The following is a 16,633-nucleotide window of genomic DNA, read 5'->3' on the forward strand; positions in this document are numbered from 1 at the left end:
AGGTCCTCGATATGCCCGGCAGCGAGAGAGCGCGAACGATGGGGCCGCCCCATGCGGCAAACCGCAACTCCGATCGCGGGTCAATGGATCATCGACCACGAACCACAATCTTGCAAAGGAAATCCGTATTGCGGTCTACTTGACCGGAATGCGAACATATGGAAGATGGCGCCAACTGATGCACAGAGGAGTTGCCCATGCCCCGCGTCCTGACCAAAGAAGATGTCGTTGGAATTTTCCCGCCGGTCGTCTCGCCCTTCACGAAGGACGAAGAACTGGATCTCGCCGCCCTTCGTCGCGAAATCGACTACAACATCTCGCTGGGTGTGACGGGCGTCTGCGTCGGCGGCTCGACCGGTGAAGGGCACGCGCTCGACGCCGACGATCTCGGTCGGCTGGTGAAGACCGCCCAGGAGACGGCGGCAGGACGCGTGCCGGTCATGGCCGGGATCATCACCACATCGACGCGCGAGGCCGTGAAGAAGGCGAAGGTCGCCCGTGACGCGGGTGCGCAGTGCGTCATGGTCACGCCGCCGATCTACCAGATCTGCTCGGATGACGGGATCTACGACTTCTATTCGACGATCCACAAGGAATCCGGCCTGCCGACGATGGTCTACAACGTCCTGACCTTCGCGCCCGTGACGCCGGCCCTGATGCGCCGCATGGCGGGCAACCAGCATGAGACAGGACTGATCGCCACCAAGGAAAGCATCGGCGGCTCGCTCGAAACCTTGACGGAACTGCTCGACACCATCGGCGACAAGATTTCGGTCACATGGGCGCATGACTGGCTGCTTTATCCGGGCCTCGCGATCGGTGCCACCGGCTCGGTGTCCGGTGCAGCTGCACTTCTGCCGCGGCATTGTCTGGCGCTGTGGGATGCGGTTCAGTCCGGCAACATCGCCTATGCGCAGCGGCTCCATTTCGCGATCACCGATGTCTGCAGCCAGATCAGCCGCTACAACTGGCCGGCGGGGGTCAAGGCCTGCATCAACATGCAGGGACGCGATGTCGGACCGTGCCGTGCGCCGTTCAATCGCGTGCCGGACGAGCAACTCGAGCGGATCGCTGCAGCACTCAAGCGTGCCGACGCCATGGATCTGTCAGCCGCAGCCTGAAAGGCCGCCCATAAAGCCATTCCGGGCATCGCGAGCTTGATGCCCAGCGTGAGCGGCTTGTGACTAAGGCCGGAGGGTGCGACGGGCCGGCAAGGTGGACATCGCCCATCCGGCCTTTCGCCGCTTCGTAGAGGCAGATGCAGCATCAACGCATCGGCCGCACACGCTGCTCTGGTCACGCGACCACGATGCGCGGCCTGATGCGATCAACGGTTTTTTGAGGAGAATTCAGCATGGCAGTGAATGTAGGTTCGGTCGCTGGCAAGGTCAGGGCATTGATCTTCGATACCGGCGGAACGGTTTTCGACTGGCACAGCGGCGTTACCGAGGCCTTCTCCAGGATCGGCGCCGAATTCGGCATTGATACGGACTGGCCGGCCCTGACCAAGGAGTGGCGGCGGACGTCGACCGATATGGTCAAGGAGGGACTGCCGACAGACGGCGGCCGTGCATCGATCGACATGGACGGTGTCCTCAGAATGACGCTGGACAAGATGCTCGAAGAGCGCGGGATCGAAGGGTTTTCGCCGGAGGCGAGGGCGCGTCTGGTTCACGCCTGGCACGATCTCGATGCTTGGAGCGATGTCGTCGAGGCTTTGCCCCGCCTGCGCCGGAAGTTCATCGTTTCGCCGTTCACCATTCTCAATACGCGCCTGGTGATTGATGCGTCGCGGCGGGCAGGACTAAGCTGGGACTGCGTCATTTCCTGCGAAATGATCGGTATCTATAAGACATTGCCCGGTTCGTACGAAACCGCGGCGCGGTGGCTCGGACACCCTCACGACGAGATACTGCTCGTGACCACCCACAACAACGATCTTCAAGCCGCTCATGAGAATGGCTTCCCGACCGCGTTTGTCTACCGCCCGGACGAGTGGGGCGATATTCCCTCGCTTGATCCCGAGCCGGATCCACGTGCCGATCTGATCTGCCAGGATTTCAACGACCTCGCGGCGCAGCTGGGTTGCGAACGCTAGCGCTCATCGCTTCAGGCTCGGTGGCCTCTTTGCGGTTACGATGACGAAGTCCGCCATCGACGGCGTCGATCTCCATCGTCATCAAAAGCCGTTCGGGCGCGGCGCCCCCTCACACGGAAGCAGCGAAAGGGGTGGGAAGGGCCGCCCCTGATGCCGCGCATCCACAGGGAACATGACGACTGATTGCCGGTTCGGTGAGCCCCAGGCCACGCCCGACCGGTGTCGGATAGCCGACTACGATCAGTTGAAGGACCCGATCTTGAACATTGCAATTGATGGCGCCTCACCCGCCAAACCAGAGCAAGCGGTCAATACGCCAATCTGTTGCTTTTCCCACCTGCGCTGGGACTTCGTCTTCCAGCGGCCCCAGCACATCATGACGCGGCTCGCCAAAGAGCATCCGGTTTATTTCTTTGAAGAACCGATTGACTGCAAAGAGGGCGGCGACTTCCTGGAGTACCACCCGACGCGTTTCGACGGTGTCACGGTGATCCGTCCGCGCATCGCCGAAACACTGTCCGAAGACGAGCGCGACGAGCGGCTACAGGCGTTGATCACGCGCTTCTGCAACGCGAGCGCCATTCGGAACCCGATCGTGTGGTTCTATACGCCGATGATGTTGCCATGGGTAAACGGCGTGAGCCCCAAGGCCATCGTCTACGATTGCATGGACGAGCTCTCGCAATTTCGCTTCGCGCCACCGCGGCTCATCGAGCGCGAGCGCGAACTGCTCGAAAGAGCGGACCTGGTCTTCACCGGCGGCCACAGCCTTTACGAGGCAAAGCGCCATCTGCATGACGACATCCATCCCTTTCCATCCGGCGTCGACGCGGAGCATTTCGGGCAGGCACGACTGAGCCAGCGCCGAGCGCAAAAAGCGCCCGCCTTCGGCTTTTATGGTGTGTTGGACGAGCGGGTCGATCTGGACCTTATCGCAGAGATCGCGCGGTTGCGCCCCGCCTATCGTTTCGAAATGGTCGGCCCCGTCGCGAAGATCGATCCCGCGTCTCTTCCGCAAGCCTCCAACATTTCTTACCCGGGCGCGGTGTCTTACCGCGACCTGCCCAGTTGCCTGGCTCGCTGGGACGTCGCGCTCATGCCTTTCGCGCTGAACGATGCGACGCGCTTCATCAGTCCCACGAAGACGCCGGAATATCTCAGCGGCGGAAGGCCCGTCGTGTCGACGCGCATTCGTGACGTCGAGAGACATTATGGTGATCTCGAAGGCGTTTGGATCGCGGACAGCGCTGCCGACTTCGCCAAAGCCTGCGATGAGGCGCTTGAGCTCGCAAGCCGAACCGAATGGCTGGGGCCCGTCGACCGACTGATTGCCGAAGGGTCGTGGGACCGCATCGTGTCGGAGATGACCGAGCATCTGGCGCGCATCTCCGAGCGTCCCACAGTCCATTCGGAGCCGTCATTCCCCACCCCGCACCGAAGCCGCGCTCCAGCCTTCGACTATCAGATCATTGGAGCCGGTTTCGCCGGCGCCGTATTGGCCGAACGGCTTGCGAGAGGCTCCGGCAAGAAGGTGCTGATCTGCGAAAAGCGGGAGCATATCGGCGGCAACGCCTACGATATGCATGATGCCGCCGGCGTTCTCATTCACCGCTACGGGCCGCATATCTTCCACACCAACAGCGCGGATATTTTCGACTATCTGTCCCGCTTTACCGAGTGGCGTCCCTACGAGCACCGCGTGCTGGCATCGGTCGACGACAATCTCCTGCCAATGCCGATCAACCGGCAGACGCTGAATGCGCTCTACGGCCTGAGGCTCGCCGGCGACGCGGAAACCGCGGAATTCCTGTCGAAAATCGCCGAACCGGTGGATGTGATCCGGACGTCACGCGATGTCGTCATTTCGCAGGTCGGGCAGGATCTCTATCGCAAGTTCTTCGAAGGCTACACGCGCAAGCAGTGGGGGCTCGATCCGAGTGAACTCGACAAGTCGGTCACGTCCCGCGTTCCGACGCGCACATCCACGGATGATCGCTATTTTCTCGATCGCTATCAGGCAATGCCGCTCAAGGGCTACACCCACATGTTCGGCAACATGCTGGACCACCCGAATATCACGATCGAACTTGGCGTCTCCTACGACGACCTTAGCAGCGAGAAGCTGGCAGCGCACACGGTCTATACCGGGCCGATCGATCAGTTCTTCGATTTTCGCTATGGCGCGCTGCCTTATCGCAGTCTCGAATTCCGGCACGAAACGATCGACAGGATGCAGTTTCAGCCGGTGGCCGTCGTCAATTATCCATCGGAAGACATTCCGCACACCCGCATCACCGAGTACAAGCATCTGACCGGCCAGAGCCACGCGAAGACGAGCATCTCCTACGAATATCCCTGCAGCGAAGGCGACCCTTATTATCCGATCCCGCGCCCGGCCAACCAGGCGCTATACAAGAGATATGAAGCGCTCGCGGCCACCCGCCACGATGTGAGCTTCATCGGTCGTCTCGGCACCTATCGCTACTACAACATGGATCAGGTCGTCGGCCAGGCACTTGCGACCTACCGCAAGCTCGAAGCCGTACGGGAGATGGCCGTTGCGTGAGGCCGCCGCCCCTAGTCTTGACCGGGAGAGGGTGTTTTCGAGCTTCTTCCAGGCCGGCTTCGAATGCTCGACGCATCGTCGCGCCGATGGCAATCGGCTCGATCTCCTGCAGGCGACCGGCCATGCCGCGCATTGTCTTGCTGATTACAGGCAGGTGAAGTCGCTGGGCATGAAGACGGTGCGCGATGGCGCGCGGTGGCACCTCATCGAACCGGCCGGCAGCACCAGCCGCACATGGGACAGTTTCCTGCCGATGCTGCGGGCATCGCGGGAAACCGGTGTGGAGGTCATCTGGGACCTGATGCACTATGGTTGGCCGGACGATGTGGACATATGGAGACCTGACTTCGTCCGTCGGTTTGCGGCGTTTGCGGCCGCGACTGCGCGGCTTGTGAGAAGCGAGACCGATCGGGTCCCGTTCTATTGTCCTATCAACGAGATCTCGTTTTTCTCCTGGGCCGGTGGCGATCGGGCCTTCATGAACCCGATGGCGGAGGGCCGCAGCTTCGAGCTGAAGGTGCAGCTCGTGCGTGCCGCCCTGGAGGCGACGGACGCGATCCGCGCGGTCGATCCCCGTGCGCGGTTTCTCTACTGCGATCCGGTCGTGCGGATATTTCCCAAGCCCGGCCATCCGGACGATGTCCAACATGCGATCGGCTACGAGAACGCCCAGTATCAAGCTTGGGATATGCTGTCCGGTGCGCTCTGGCCGCAGCTTGGCGGAGATCCCTCCATTCTGGATATCGTCGGCGTCAACTATTACCCGAACAACCAGTGGTACTACGAAGGCGAAGCACTGCATCAGGACCATCCCTTGCGTGTGCCGTTCAGCACCATCTTGGCCGACGTCGCTTCGCGCTACGGCAGACCTGTCGTCGTTTCCGAAACGGGCGCCGAGGCAGACCAGCGTGCCGGGTGGTTCAAGATGATCGCGGACGAGGTCGAACGCGCGCTATTGGACGGCATCGATGTCCAGGGCATCTGTCTTTACCCCATCATCGATCATGTGGGCTGGGACGACGAACGCGCTTGCGAGAGCGGATTGCTGTCGATCGAGATGTTGGACGGGGCTCGCCGGACCCATGCACCGCTCGAGCAGGTCCTGAATGCGCAACGCCGGCAAATGCCACCCTGGTAAGATGGAACATGGCGGTATGCGGCTGGTTGGGACGGGACACCTTCAACCAGGAGTTCGACCCATGAGCTACCGATCAGACACTGCCCTCGGCGACAATCTCGCGACACAGACGACACCGCGTGGCGCCCATAGAAGTGGACCGATTTTCGAGAGCCAGGACATTGCCGGCGCTGCGATGGCAACGTTGATGATGCTCGGCCCGCTGTTTGCATATTCCTTCGGCTTTTGATGCCTGAGCCGTTTCCATCGCGACGACGGTATTCGAACTTTCCATGGTACAAGGTGAAGGTCGAAGGCGCCGTCGGCAGTGCAAGCGGTCGCTTCGGTCGAAAGGATATCGGGACCGATGGGTAGACCGCTTGGCTCGTTCGACTCATCCTCCCAGCATTTGAAGCCTGTCATCGCCATTCCTGCGCGAAACGAAGAAGTCCGTCTGCCGCGCGTGCTTGATGCGCTGGATAAACAATCTCTGCCGACGGGTGAGCGTCTTTCGGTGCTTCTCCTGATCAACAATTCGACCGACGGTTCCGCTGAACTGGCGACAGAGCTAGCTGCCGGATTGGAGCAGGTCGATCTGACCGTGCGAGTGGTGACCTTTGCGCCTCACGTCGCAACTGTTGGGATGGCGCGCAGGACTGCCATGGAACATGCGCTGACCCTCGCGCCCTCGGGCTCACCCGTACTGCTGATGACCACGGATGCAGACGCCGAACCGCATCCCGACTGGGTCGCCGCCAATCTGAAAGCTGCACACGCCGGCGCTGATCTGGTGACGGGATTGATCGTTGCCGATCCATCGGAAGAGGCGCTTCTTGGCATTGGCCTGATCAAGCGAAGCCGTTCCTTCGACGCCTATTGTCGTGCGCGCAGCCTTCTGGAATCGATCCTCGATCCGATCGACCACGACCCCTGGCCCAGGCATCTTTTCGAGATGGCGGGAAGCATCGCTGTTCGCGGTGATGTCTACGCCGCAGTCGGCGGGCTCGATCCGCTCGCCTATCGCGAAGATTTGGCGTTCGTCTCGAAGGTGAGGGCGGCCGGATATCGGGTGCGGCACAGCATCGAGGCGGTGGTGACGGTGTCTGCGCGCACATGCGGCCGCGCTCCTCAGGGCATGTCCCAGAGCCTGGCACGCTGGAAAGTCGAAGCGGAACGCGGTGATCCGTTGCTCGTGGAGGATCCCGCCAAGACCATCGCGCGTTTCCTGTTGCGCAGGGAACTGCGCACCGCCGATCTCTTCAAGCTCAATGCGCGGCTGCAGGTGCCGGGCATGAACCGGGTCAAATTGCCCGCATGTGAGCGCGCCGCAAGGGCCGCCGCCATCGAGCTACTGGCAAAGGACGATCTTGATGCATGCGAAGTTCCCGTTGAAATCGCCATATCAGAATTCCAACGCGCCATGCGCGAGTATGCCGACAGCGACGCCATTGGAGAGCTCGTGCATGCCGGTTGATCTGGCGGGGTTGACCAAGGCGATCGGCGCCGGGTCCGCCGAATGCGACGCGCAAGGCAGCTTTCCAGACGCTGCGTTCGAAGCGTTGAGAGAGGCCGGTCTCATCGCGCAGCCACCGGTGGATTCAGAGGCGACGCCCGAACTGCTGAAACTTCTGGCCGCAGTCGGTCGCGGCGATTTGAGCACGGGCCGGCTGTACGAGGGGCATGTCAACGCGGTGATCCTTGCGCGCCAGTTTGCCCGGGGCGCTGCACTGAACAGGGCCGATCGGCTGCTTTCGGCGGGTGGCATGTTCGGTGTGTGGAACACCGATGCGCCGCAGGACCCGTTGATGATCGAGCACGGCATTTTGTCCGGCAAGAAGAACTTCGCCTCCGGTGTCGAGCGATTGAGCCATGCGATCGTCACCACCGGCAGCATGGCCGAACGCATGATGTGGCTCGTCCCGATCGAGGATTTGCCGGTCGACCGTTCGTGGTGGAAGCCCATGGGGATGCGATCGTCCGGCAGCCACGTGGTTGATTTCACCGGCTTGCGTGTTCAGGACGACTGGGCGATCGGCTCGCCGGGCGACTATACGCGCGAACCCTGGATATCGGCCGGAGCGATCCGCTTCGTCGCCGTCCAGGTGGGCGGCATGCACGCTGTTCTGGATGTGACGATCGACCACCTTCGGCGCTCGTCCAGATCCGAAGACCGCCTCCAGCAACAGCGGCTGGCGATGATGGCGACCGCTGTCGAGACCGGGTATCTGTGGCTCGATCGGGTAGGGCGAGAGTGGGGGCAGACAGGCTTTGCGGACGCGGTGATCCCATCCACGGCGGCGGCGCGCGGTGCGGTCGAAAGCGCAGCCGTGCTCGTGCTCGATCTCGCTGAAAAGTCCGTCGGCGCCGCGGGCATGATCGCGCCTCACCCGCTGGAGCGGCTGGTGCGCGACCTGCGCACCTATCTGAGGCAGCCGAACCCCGACGGGGCGGCGGACATTCTCGGGAAGTCGGTCGCCGACCTGAACTGGGCTCCAGGCCGCGGAAGTGGCGAGCCATGAGCAATTTTGTCGTGACCGATCTCGACGGGCCGATCCTCGTCGTGGCGCCTCATCCCGATGATGAGACGCTTGGATGCGGCGGGCTGATCGCGCTGGCAACCGAGGCCGGCATCGAAATCCACACGCTGTTCGTCACCGATGGAAGCGCCTCGCATCCTGCTTCGCAGAACTATCCGCCGGATGTGATGGCCGACATCCGCGCGGCGGAAGCCGAGCAGGCGCTTCAGCGGCTCGGCGCGGAGAACCAGCCGCGCTCTTTCCTCAAGCTGCGCGATGGGCGGATGCCCTTTCCGGGCAAGGACGGATATCGCCATGCGGTGGATGTCGTCGCCGAACTCGTCTCCGCGTCCAGGTTCAAGACAGTCGTGGTGCCATGGCGGCGCGACCCGCACACGGACCATCGTATCAGCTGGCGCATCGCGACCGATGCGGTGCGGCGAAACGAGATGCAGGTGACGCTGCTGGAATACCAGATCTGGCTCGAGGAAAACGGACAGGCAGACGATTGGCCGGGCGAGGGAGAGGTCGACGACGCATCACTCGATATCTCCGAGGTGGTCGATCGGAAGCACCATGCGCTTGAAGCGCATCGCTCCCAGCTGGGCCTGGTGGTCGATGACGACCCGAGCGGGTTTTCCCTGTCATCACAAACGATTGCGCGGCTGGTCGGCCAGACCGAAAGCTATTGGGTCACCCGATGGCCCGCCCAATAGACATCCATGGCTTCGAAGACCTGTTCCAAAGCGATCCGGACCCGTGGGACTATGAATCGTCGCCCTTCGAGGCGCATAAGCGATCGTTGCTGCTGAAACATGTCGGCCTCGGCCCGCGCGGCCGCGTTCTGGAACTTGCCTGCGCAAACGGTGTCACCACCCGGGCTTTGATGAAAGTTGCCTTGCGCACGACCGCGTTGGATGGGTCGTCGACGGCGATCGCTCAGGCGCAAGCCCGATTGGGGAATGTCGGCCGTCTGCGGCTGCTGCATGCGAATTTGCCCGATGGCATGCCGCGAGAGCGCTTCGATCTGATCGTTGTTTCAGAGATCGTCTATTATCTCGGCAGCACCGCCGCGCGGCGCTTGGCGGAGGGAGTGGCGGATCGCATCGCGCCCGGCGGGCGGGTGGTCGTGCTCCACCATCACCTCAATTTTCCCGACGCGTCGGTTCACCCGGAGCACGCGCATCTGGAATTCGTGAGGCTGCTGCGAAAGTGGATGACGCTCGTCCGGTCGAAGCGCACCGGGCGCTTCTGCGTCGCGGCACTGGTGGCCGGACATCGGCACTGAGCTGTGGTGGCTAGGCGGAAAAAAAGGGCGGCATTTCTGCCGCCCTTTTTGGGATTACGATTTGGACCAATGGTCTCGCTTCAGGTCGAAGCGATCGGCATTCATGACCTTCGTCCAGGCGTTCACGAAGTCACGCACGAACTGGTCCTGCGTGTCGTCCTGGGCATAGTGCTCGGCAAGCGCGCGCAGCTGCGAGTTCGAGCCGAAGACGAGATCGACGCGGGTGCCGGTCCATTTGACTTCGCCGGACTTGCGGTCGCGTGCCTCGAAAACATCCTGCGCTTCTGAAACCGACTTCCAGGCCGTGTTCATGTCGAGCAGGTTGACGAAGAAGTCGTTCGACAGCGTGCCAACCCGATCCGTGAAGACGCCGTGCTTGGAGTTGCCGTGGTTGGCACCGAGAACACGCAGGCCACCGACGAGCACCGTCAGTTCCGGAGCGGTCAGCGTCAGAAGCTGCGCCCGGTCGATCAGGAGTTCCTCGGTCGGGATGGAGAAGTCCACCTCGAGATAGTTGCGGAAGCCATCGGCTTTCGGTTCCATCGGCTCGAAGGACTCCGCATCCGTCTGTTCCTGCGTCGCATCCATGCGGCCCGGCGTGAACGGTACGTCGACATCGTGGCCGCCGTCGCGGGCGGCCTTCTCGACCGCCGCGACACCTGCAAGCACGATGACGTCGGCCATCGAGACCTTCTTGCCGCCCGTCTGCGAGGCGTTGAACGACGACTGGATGTTCTCCAGCGCGCTCAGCACCTTGGCAAGCTGTTCCGGATCGTTGACTTCCCAGTCCTTCTGCGGCGCCAGGCGAACGCGAGCGCCATTGGCACCGCCGCGCTTGTCCGAGCCACGGAAGGTCGAGGCCGATGCCCATGCGGTCGAGACCAGTTCGGAAACCGAAAGGCCCGAAGCAAGAATCTTCGACTTCAGATCGGCGATGTCAGCCGCATCGATGAGCGGGTGATCGACGGCCGGGACGGGATCCTGCCAGATCAGCACTTCCTGCGGCACTTCCTCGCCGAGATAACGCACGCGCGGACCCATGTCGCGGTGGGTCAGCTTGAACCAGGCACGAGCGAATGCATCGGCGAACTGATCCGGGTTCTCGTGGAAGCGGCGGGAGATCGGGCCGTAAATCGGGTCCATCTTCATGGCCATATCGGCGGTCGACATCACGAGCTTGACGCGGTTGCCGGAACCATCGACCTGCGGAGCATGATCCTGCTCGGCGAGATCGCGGGCATGCCACTGCCAGGCACCGGCCGGGCTCTTGCTCAGTTCCCAGTCATAGCCGAACAGAACGTCGAAATAGCCGTTGTCCCACTGGATCGGGTTTGCCGTCCACGGGCCTTCGAGACCGCTGGTGATGGTGTGAACGCCGCGGCCGCTCTCGTAGGTGCTCGTCCAGCCCAGCCCCTGATCTGCAATGTCGGAGCCTTCCGGATCCTTGCCGACCAGCGACGCATCGCCGGCACCGTGCATCTTGCCGAAGGTGTGGCCACCGGCAACCAGGGCAACGGTTTCTTCGTCGTTCATGGCCATGCGGCCGAAGGTTTCGCGGATGTCCTTGGCCGAGGCGAGAGGGTCGGGACGACCGTCCGGGCCTTCCGGATTGACATAGATGAGGCCCATCTGAACGGCGGCCAGCGGGTTCGCCAGCTCGCGCTCACCGGAATAACGGCTCTTGGCAGCATCCGAAGGTGCGAGCCACTCTTCTTCCGTGCCCCAGTAGATGTCCTGCTCGGGCTCGAAGATGTCTTCGCGGCCACCTGCGAAACCAAACGTCTTGAAGCCCATCGATTCCAGAGCGACGTTGCCGGTCAGAATGAAGAGGTCGGCCCAGGAGATCTTGTTGCCGTATTTCTGCTTGATCGGCCAGAGCAGGCGTCGTGCCTTGTCCAGGTTGGCGTTGTCCGGCCAGCTGTTCAGCGGCGCGAAACGCTGCGTGCCGGAGGACGAGCCGCCACGGCCGTCGCCCGTGCGGTACGTGCCGGCGCTGTGCCATGCCATGCGGATGAAGAACGGGCCGTAATGGCCGTAATCGGCCGGCCACCATTCCTGCGAATCCGTCATCAGCGCGGTCAGGTCCTGCTTCAGGGCCTTGTAGTCGAGCTTCTGGAATTTCTCCGCGTAGTCGAACTTCTCGCCCATCGGATTTCCGAGCGGGGAGTTCTGGTGAAGGATGCTGAGATTGAGCTGGTTCGGCCACCAATCCCGAAGCGTCTTGGCCTGCGAGAGCGAGTGGATGACCGGGCATTTGCCCGCTTTATCAACTTTGGCGTCCATGTTTGCGTCCTTCCCTAGATGGTTTGACCGTGACGTCTGACGCGACACCGCGTGTGTGCGTCGGCGAAAACGGCGTTTGGGCACGTGCCCTCAATGACGTGAAGGGGGCACATCGCACGACGGACTGAGCCGAGGCGAAAGGCACCGTTCTGCGACTGATCGCAGCGTGGTACCAGAGAAGCTCCATCAAATAAATTTGGAATTTCTGATTGTTGCGATAGGCTGAAGTTATGAAGAACTTGACGCTCAAGCAACTGCGCTATTTCGAAGCGCTCGCACGGCACGGGCATTTCGGCCGCGCGGCCGATGCCTGTTCGATCTCCCAGCCGGCGCTCTCGGTCCAGATCAAGGAGCTGGAAGAGGGGGTCGGCGCAGAGCTCTTCGATCGCAGCGCGCGGCAGGTTCGGCTGTCGCATGTCGGCAAGGCCTTCGCGCTGCGCGTGCGCGACATTCTCCGGTCGGTAGACGAGCTCGGCGACCTGGCGCGTGCCTCCCAAGCCCAACTGGTCGGACAATTGCGCATGGGGATCATCCCGACGGTGGCACCTTACCTGCTGCCGTCGGTCATGGAGCGCCTGTCGCGGCTCCACGAAGGGCTCGACATCCATGTGCGGGAAACGCTGACAACGACGCTGGTGGAGGATCTGGAAAACGGCAGCCTCGACACTGCGATCGTCGCGCTGCCCGTCTCCGAGCCGTCGCTGACGGAGGTTGCGCTATTTTCCGAAAACTTCGTCCTGGTGCGTCCGCGGGCCGATGCGGACAAACCGGTCCCCGATCGCGACGCTCTGAAGGAAATGCGGCTTCTTCTCCTGGAGGAAGGTCATTGCTTCAGGGACCAGGCGCTCTCCTTCTGCAATCTGCACGCTGCGCCGCCGCGGGAACTGCTCGAAGTCGGGTCACTCTCGACCCTGGTGCAGATGGTGAGCGCCGGCATCGGTGTGACGCTGATCCCTGAAATGGCGGTTTCCGTCGAAACGCGCTCGGCCGATGTCGCGATCAACCGTTTCGAAGGCCCGCAGCCCTCGCGAACGATCGGCATGGTCTGGCGAAAGACGAGCCCGCTCGGCCTGCAACTGCAGAAAATCGCGGATATCGTGCGGCTGGCCGGGCGCGACATGCAGGCCAAGGCCGAACCAGGAATTGACGAGCCAGCAGTTCGACCGAAACGTTGGCCGGCCTAAATGTCGTTGAGGTCGGCGAGGCGGTGTCGAACGGGTTCCAGAAGCAGTCTCATCTCCGCGGCATGAGCGGCAAAGCCCGCGAACGCAGCGGTGGGCACGGCGCCCGGATCTTCCTGATGATCGGCCGGAGGATAAGGCTCATCCATATCCCTGAGCAGTTTTTCGAGTGTTGCGCGTTCGAACTCGAAATTCGCGAAGAGCCACAGCAGGAGCCGCCGCTGTGCCTCGATCCGACCCATTAAAGCGTCATGCGGTTCGCTCATCGCCATCGCCTCATTGTCGTAATGCTCGGAAAACCGCGTCCGCTCGCGACGGTTCCACGAAGCCCGCCTATGAAAAATCCACCCAACCAGTCGGCCGGGTGGATTTTGATCGTTTGAATGGATCGGGCCGTTGATCGGCCTCGATCCAAAACCCCCTATCAGCTTCCCGGGAACGTGCGGGGCGCCGTCGGGGCCGGCGGCGTTGACGACGTCGTGGATGTCACCTTCGGGCCGGAGGTGTCGGCGGACGACGTAGACGATGCAGAAGTGGCGGATTTATCGCCGCCCTTGTCATCGACCTGCGTCTTCACCTCGGCCTTCGCGGCAGAATAGGCATCGTCGGCAACGTGCTTTGCCTTCTCATAGCCTTCGCTCAGCACATCCTTGGCGCGATCCTGTGCTTTCTGGCTCGCATCGCCCAAGTAACGTTCTTCGGTCCGGGTCGTCGGCAGCATGGCAGCGATCGCCGCACCGACGGCAAGGCCGATCGCGCCAAGCACGAGCGGCTCGCGATCCAGAACGTCGACGACGTTGCGACGCACGCGCATGCCAGCTTCGCCGACACGGTCGGCGGCGTGCGACAGACCTTCGCTCGCATCCGAGAGCCCATGGCTCGCCGTGTCGCGAACCGAACCCCAGGCAGCGGCTGCGCTGTCGGCAGCGTCATGGGCGGTGCGCGTTACCGCATCAGCCGAGGCGCCGAGCGCGCCCGATGCCTTGTCCAAGGCGCTGGTGGACGAATGCGTCCCTGTCGAGGTTCGGCTCGAGGCGGAACCGCTGAGCGTGCTCGCCGAGGACGTATCGTAATCCGAAGAGGCAAAATCGGTCGAGGTGGGCCGGCCGGTGCCGCGATAGCCCGTGCTCGAGGGTCGCGACAGAGAGGGCGTGCCGGAACCCATCATCAGCCAGGCCAAGCCGCCGCCGATCAAACCCAGGGCGAGGGGATTGTCGCGGACCTGCCGCTTCAGATTGCCGACGAACTGGTTCGCGTCGCCTGCTTTGAAGTAGTCGACGACCTCGTCCATCAACTGTCCGGGCGATATCTTCGCCTTCAGATGCTCAGCGGTATCGGCGATTTCGGCGCGCACGCGCTCGGCGTCGCGCTCAATGTCAGCGGGTGAATTGGTATTCATCGTGCTTGCTCCTGCGCCAAGTCGGCGTCTTTGCGCAACTGATGCGCGGTGCGATTGGGGGCGAGTTCTGACGGCGACATGTTGGTCGAACCACGCTTGACGAGCATCGCGCCGACCACGGCGACGAGCACACCGACGAGAAGAGAGGCCCAGCCGACGCCGAGGCCCAGATTGGCCAGTCCGACGATCAACGCCTGCAGGAGCACGATCAGTGCGGCGAGGAGGAGAAGGGCGCCTGCGGCGACTTCCATCGCGCCATTGCCGACCTTGTGGGCGCTTTCGTTCAATTCGCTGCGCAGAAGCCGGCCTTCGGTCTGCACAAGCGTGGAAAGCTGCTGCACGAGATCGGACACGAGCGTCGCGATCGAACGGTTGTCTCTATCGTCGATCATCGCTGATATCCCTCGCGGTTCGTTGCGGCCGGCGCGATGCCGCCGGTTTCAGATCCGTAGCCGGTCGGCTGGTAGCCAGTCCGGCCGTCGGTGTCGTTTGAACCGTCACTGGATGGAGCAGCAGTGGCGAAGCGCACAAGCGCGAAGCCTGCCAGCATGGACCCGGCGAGAAAGCCGATCGGGTTCTCACGGCCGAAGCGGCGGACGGAGTCGACCATGGCGCCGGTGGACTTGCCTTCGAGCGAACGCGACAGCTGCTCAAGGCCTGAAGCGGCATGGGAGACCATCTCGGAGGCCGGCCCGGCCTGCTTGTCCTTCAGCGTTTCGCTGGCGCTTTTCAGCGCATCTGCAAAACCGTGCATATGCGACGCGGCATCGCCCTTGACGGATTCCGCCTTGTCTTCAGCCAGCGCGCGCGCCTTGCCGCCGATGGATGTCGCTTCGTCCTTGATCGTGTCCGTGGCCGACTGCAGTGTCGACGGGGCTGCGGTCCCGTGTCGACCAGGGTTCATGGTGTTGCTGGACAGGTTTGGCCCGGCATTGCCGGAAATCTTGTCATTATCGTCCATTGTCTGCTCCTGCTGCTTGGTCGTCACGGCCGGCGGTTCCGATCGTGTGCGCCCTTTCAGTGAAGGGCGAAGCCTCGCGGGCAGCGAATGTTCCGTGTCCGGCGCCGACTTTATTTTTGCGGTCTGGCGGAACGCAATTCGATCGACAGGACGGTGCTGAGGGAGGAAAAGGGATCGTTGCGTCACATCGGGAGGGTGGAATGAGGATTTGCACGCGGGATCGAATGGTGGGCGCAGCCGCTGCTCTCGGGCTCATGCTGGCCTCGATGGCGTCCGCGAATGCCGACGGTTTCGAAAAAGATCTCGCCGCGCCCTATCCCTTCATCGGGCAGTGGGATTGCGAGGTCGCTGTCTTGAACTTTACAGAGACGACCTACAACAATGGCTCGAACGACCTCCCCATCATCGAGATCCAGGAAGGGACGGATGGCTCCTACGCCCTCTTCATCGAGGACGATTATTTCATTTCGCTGTCCGGTTTCACCGGCGACAGCATGGGCTGGCTGTCATCGGCGACCGGCGACAGTTTCAACTGCGTTCGCATCGACTGACATTCCGAGGGGGACCCGCTCAGTCCGTCCTTTGCCTTGACCCTGCCGCTCACGGGCGCGACAACGCGGGTCCAAGATTTGGACGTGACAGAAAGGACCGCAGCGGATGAATACGGACAGCCAGGAGCCGGGTGGCGCCATTTCGGAATCGGATGCCGACCGCCCGCTTTTTCGACGCGCCGATCTCGCAGTCTTCCAGCCGAAGCCGGACCGCTTCTACGATGTCGCCTATTCTCAGACCGTCCGCGCGATGGTGCAGGCCGTGCTCGAAGCGGAAGCGCCGGTGCGCGACGACGTGCTGGCTCAGCGCATTGCGCGCGCTCATGGCTGGCAGCGAACCGGTGCGGCCATCCGCAGCCATATCGAGCGACACCTAAAGACCGTGGAATCATCGACCGAAGAGGGTGGCCGCTTTTTGTGGCGTGACGGTCAGCAGAAGGAGCCGATCGCCTATCGTCACCACGCCACCGAGGACGACAGACGCTCCGTCGGCGACATCGCGCTCGTCGAACTCGCAGCTTTCGTGCGCGACAATCCCAAGCTCGTCGAAGCTGAAGATCCCGCATTGGCATTTTCTCGGATGATCGGGCTGAGCCGGCTGACCGCGCCGAGCCGCGCACGACTGGACGCCGCAATCGAACAGGCGCAAACTCGGTAAAACAAAAGGACGGAT

Annotated in this window: 17 protein-coding genes; 12 read left to right on the forward strand and 5 right to left on the reverse strand. The window is 62.4% G+C overall.

Annotation, left to right across the window (positions count from 1 at the left end):
• The first annotated feature begins 197 nt into the window (after window positions 1-197).
• The 9 genes from GC125_RS04785 to GC125_RS04820 all read left to right on the forward strand — a co-directional run bounded on the left by GC125_RS04785 (window position 198) and on the right by GC125_RS04820 (window position 9,585).
• A complete protein-coding gene (locus tag GC125_RS04785) occupies window positions 198-1,121 on the forward strand; it encodes a dihydrodipicolinate synthase family protein (RefSeq protein WP_151984273.1) in 924 nt (307 codons plus the stop codon).
• Window positions 1,122-1,354: 233 nt separating this feature from the next.
• Entirely contained in the window at window positions 1,355-2,098 is a 744-nt protein-coding gene (locus GC125_RS04790; protein ID WP_151984274.1) for an HAD family hydrolase, read from the forward strand.
• Between the two features lie 376 nt (window positions 2,099-2,474).
• Window positions 2,475-4,664 (forward strand): UDP-galactopyranose mutase, encoded by a 2,190-nt coding sequence (gene glf / locus GC125_RS04795; protein ID WP_151987570.1) that lies wholly within the window; start codon window positions 2,475-2,477, stop codon window positions 4,662-4,664.
• The gene (locus tag GC125_RS04800; RefSeq protein ID WP_151984275.1) at window positions 4,657-5,802 is read left to right on the forward strand and encodes a glycoside hydrolase family 1 protein; all 1,146 of its coding nucleotides are present in this window, start codon (window positions 4,657-4,659) and stop codon (window positions 5,800-5,802) included. The genes glf and GC125_RS04800 overlap by 8 nt, the downstream gene beginning before the upstream one ends.
• A gap of 61 nt (window positions 5,803-5,863) precedes the next feature.
• A complete protein-coding gene (locus tag GC125_RS19935; RefSeq protein ID WP_199864448.1) occupies window positions 5,864-6,031 on the forward strand; it encodes a hypothetical protein in 168 nt (55 codons plus the stop codon).
• Window positions 6,032-6,148: 117 nt separating this feature from the next.
• Window positions 6,149-7,255, forward strand: a complete 1,107-nt coding sequence (locus GC125_RS04805; RefSeq protein ID WP_151984276.1) for a glycosyltransferase family 2 protein — start codon at window positions 6,149-6,151, stop codon at window positions 7,253-7,255.
• The gene (locus GC125_RS04810) at window positions 7,245-8,300 is read left to right on the forward strand and encodes an acyl-CoA dehydrogenase family protein (protein ID WP_199864449.1); all 1,056 of its coding nucleotides are present in this window, start codon (window positions 7,245-7,247) and stop codon (window positions 8,298-8,300) included. The genes GC125_RS04805 and GC125_RS04810 overlap by 11 nt, the downstream gene beginning before the upstream one ends.
• On the forward strand, window positions 8,297-9,013 hold the full coding sequence (locus GC125_RS04815) for a PIG-L deacetylase family protein (protein WP_151984278.1): 717 nt from the start codon (window positions 8,297-8,299) through the stop codon (window positions 9,011-9,013). Before GC125_RS04810 ends, GC125_RS04815 begins: the two co-directional genes overlap by 4 nt.
• Complete coding sequence (locus GC125_RS04820) at window positions 8,998-9,585, forward strand: class I SAM-dependent DNA methyltransferase (RefSeq protein ID WP_151984279.1); 588 nt, start codon at window positions 8,998-9,000, stop codon at window positions 9,583-9,585. The genes GC125_RS04815 and GC125_RS04820 overlap by 16 nt, the downstream gene beginning before the upstream one ends.
• Window positions 9,586-9,639: 54 nt before the next feature.
• Here the strand turns inward: GC125_RS04820 and katG are convergent, their stop codons facing one another.
• Entirely contained in the window at window positions 9,640-11,868 is a 2,229-nt protein-coding gene (gene katG / locus GC125_RS04825; protein ID WP_151984280.1) for a catalase/peroxidase HPI, read from the reverse strand.
• Window positions 11,869-12,098: 230 nt separating this feature from the next.
• On the opposite strand from katG, the gene GC125_RS04830 reads away from it, so the two are divergent.
• A complete protein-coding gene (locus GC125_RS04830; protein WP_151984281.1) occupies window positions 12,099-13,052 on the forward strand; it encodes a hydrogen peroxide-inducible genes activator in 954 nt (317 codons plus the stop codon).
• Here the strand turns inward: GC125_RS04830 and GC125_RS04835 are convergent.
• From GC125_RS04835 to GC125_RS04850, 4 genes are all read right to left on the reverse strand, one after another.
• A complete protein-coding gene (locus GC125_RS04835) occupies window positions 13,049-13,315 on the reverse strand; it encodes a hypothetical protein (RefSeq protein ID WP_151984282.1) in 267 nt (88 codons plus the stop codon). The two genes, GC125_RS04830 and GC125_RS04835, sit on opposite strands and share 4 nt — an antisense overlap.
• A gap of 158 nt (window positions 13,316-13,473) precedes the next feature.
• Window positions 13,474-14,448: a DUF3618 domain-containing protein gene (locus GC125_RS04840; protein ID WP_151984283.1), complete on the reverse strand. Its 975-nt coding sequence runs from the start codon at window positions 14,446-14,448 to the stop codon at window positions 13,474-13,476.
• Entirely contained in the window at window positions 14,445-14,840 is a 396-nt protein-coding gene (locus tag GC125_RS04845) for a phage holin family protein (RefSeq protein WP_151984284.1), read from the reverse strand. Before GC125_RS04845 ends, GC125_RS04840 begins: the two co-directional genes overlap by 4 nt.
• The gene (locus GC125_RS04850; protein WP_151984285.1) at window positions 14,837-15,409 is read right to left on the reverse strand and encodes a hypothetical protein; all 573 of its coding nucleotides are present in this window, start codon (window positions 15,407-15,409) and stop codon (window positions 14,837-14,839) included. The genes GC125_RS04845 and GC125_RS04850 overlap by 4 nt, the downstream gene beginning before the upstream one ends.
• Window positions 15,410-15,609: 200 nt before the next feature.
• On the opposite strand from GC125_RS04850, the gene GC125_RS04855 reads away from it, so the two are divergent.
• Window positions 15,610-15,960, forward strand: coding sequence for a hypothetical protein (locus tag GC125_RS04855; protein WP_151984286.1), 351 nt, complete (start codon window positions 15,610-15,612; stop codon window positions 15,958-15,960).
• Between the two features lie 106 nt (window positions 15,961-16,066).
• The gene (locus tag GC125_RS04860; RefSeq protein WP_151984287.1) at window positions 16,067-16,618 is read left to right on the forward strand and encodes a DUF3320 domain-containing protein; all 552 of its coding nucleotides are present in this window, start codon (window positions 16,067-16,069) and stop codon (window positions 16,616-16,618) included.
• The last annotated feature ends 15 nt before the right edge of the window (window positions 16,619-16,633 follow it).

It is taken from the genome of Rhizobium sp. EC-SD404, assembly GCF_902498825.1.
GTDB lineage: Bacteria > Pseudomonadota > Alphaproteobacteria > Rhizobiales > Rhizobiaceae > Georhizobium.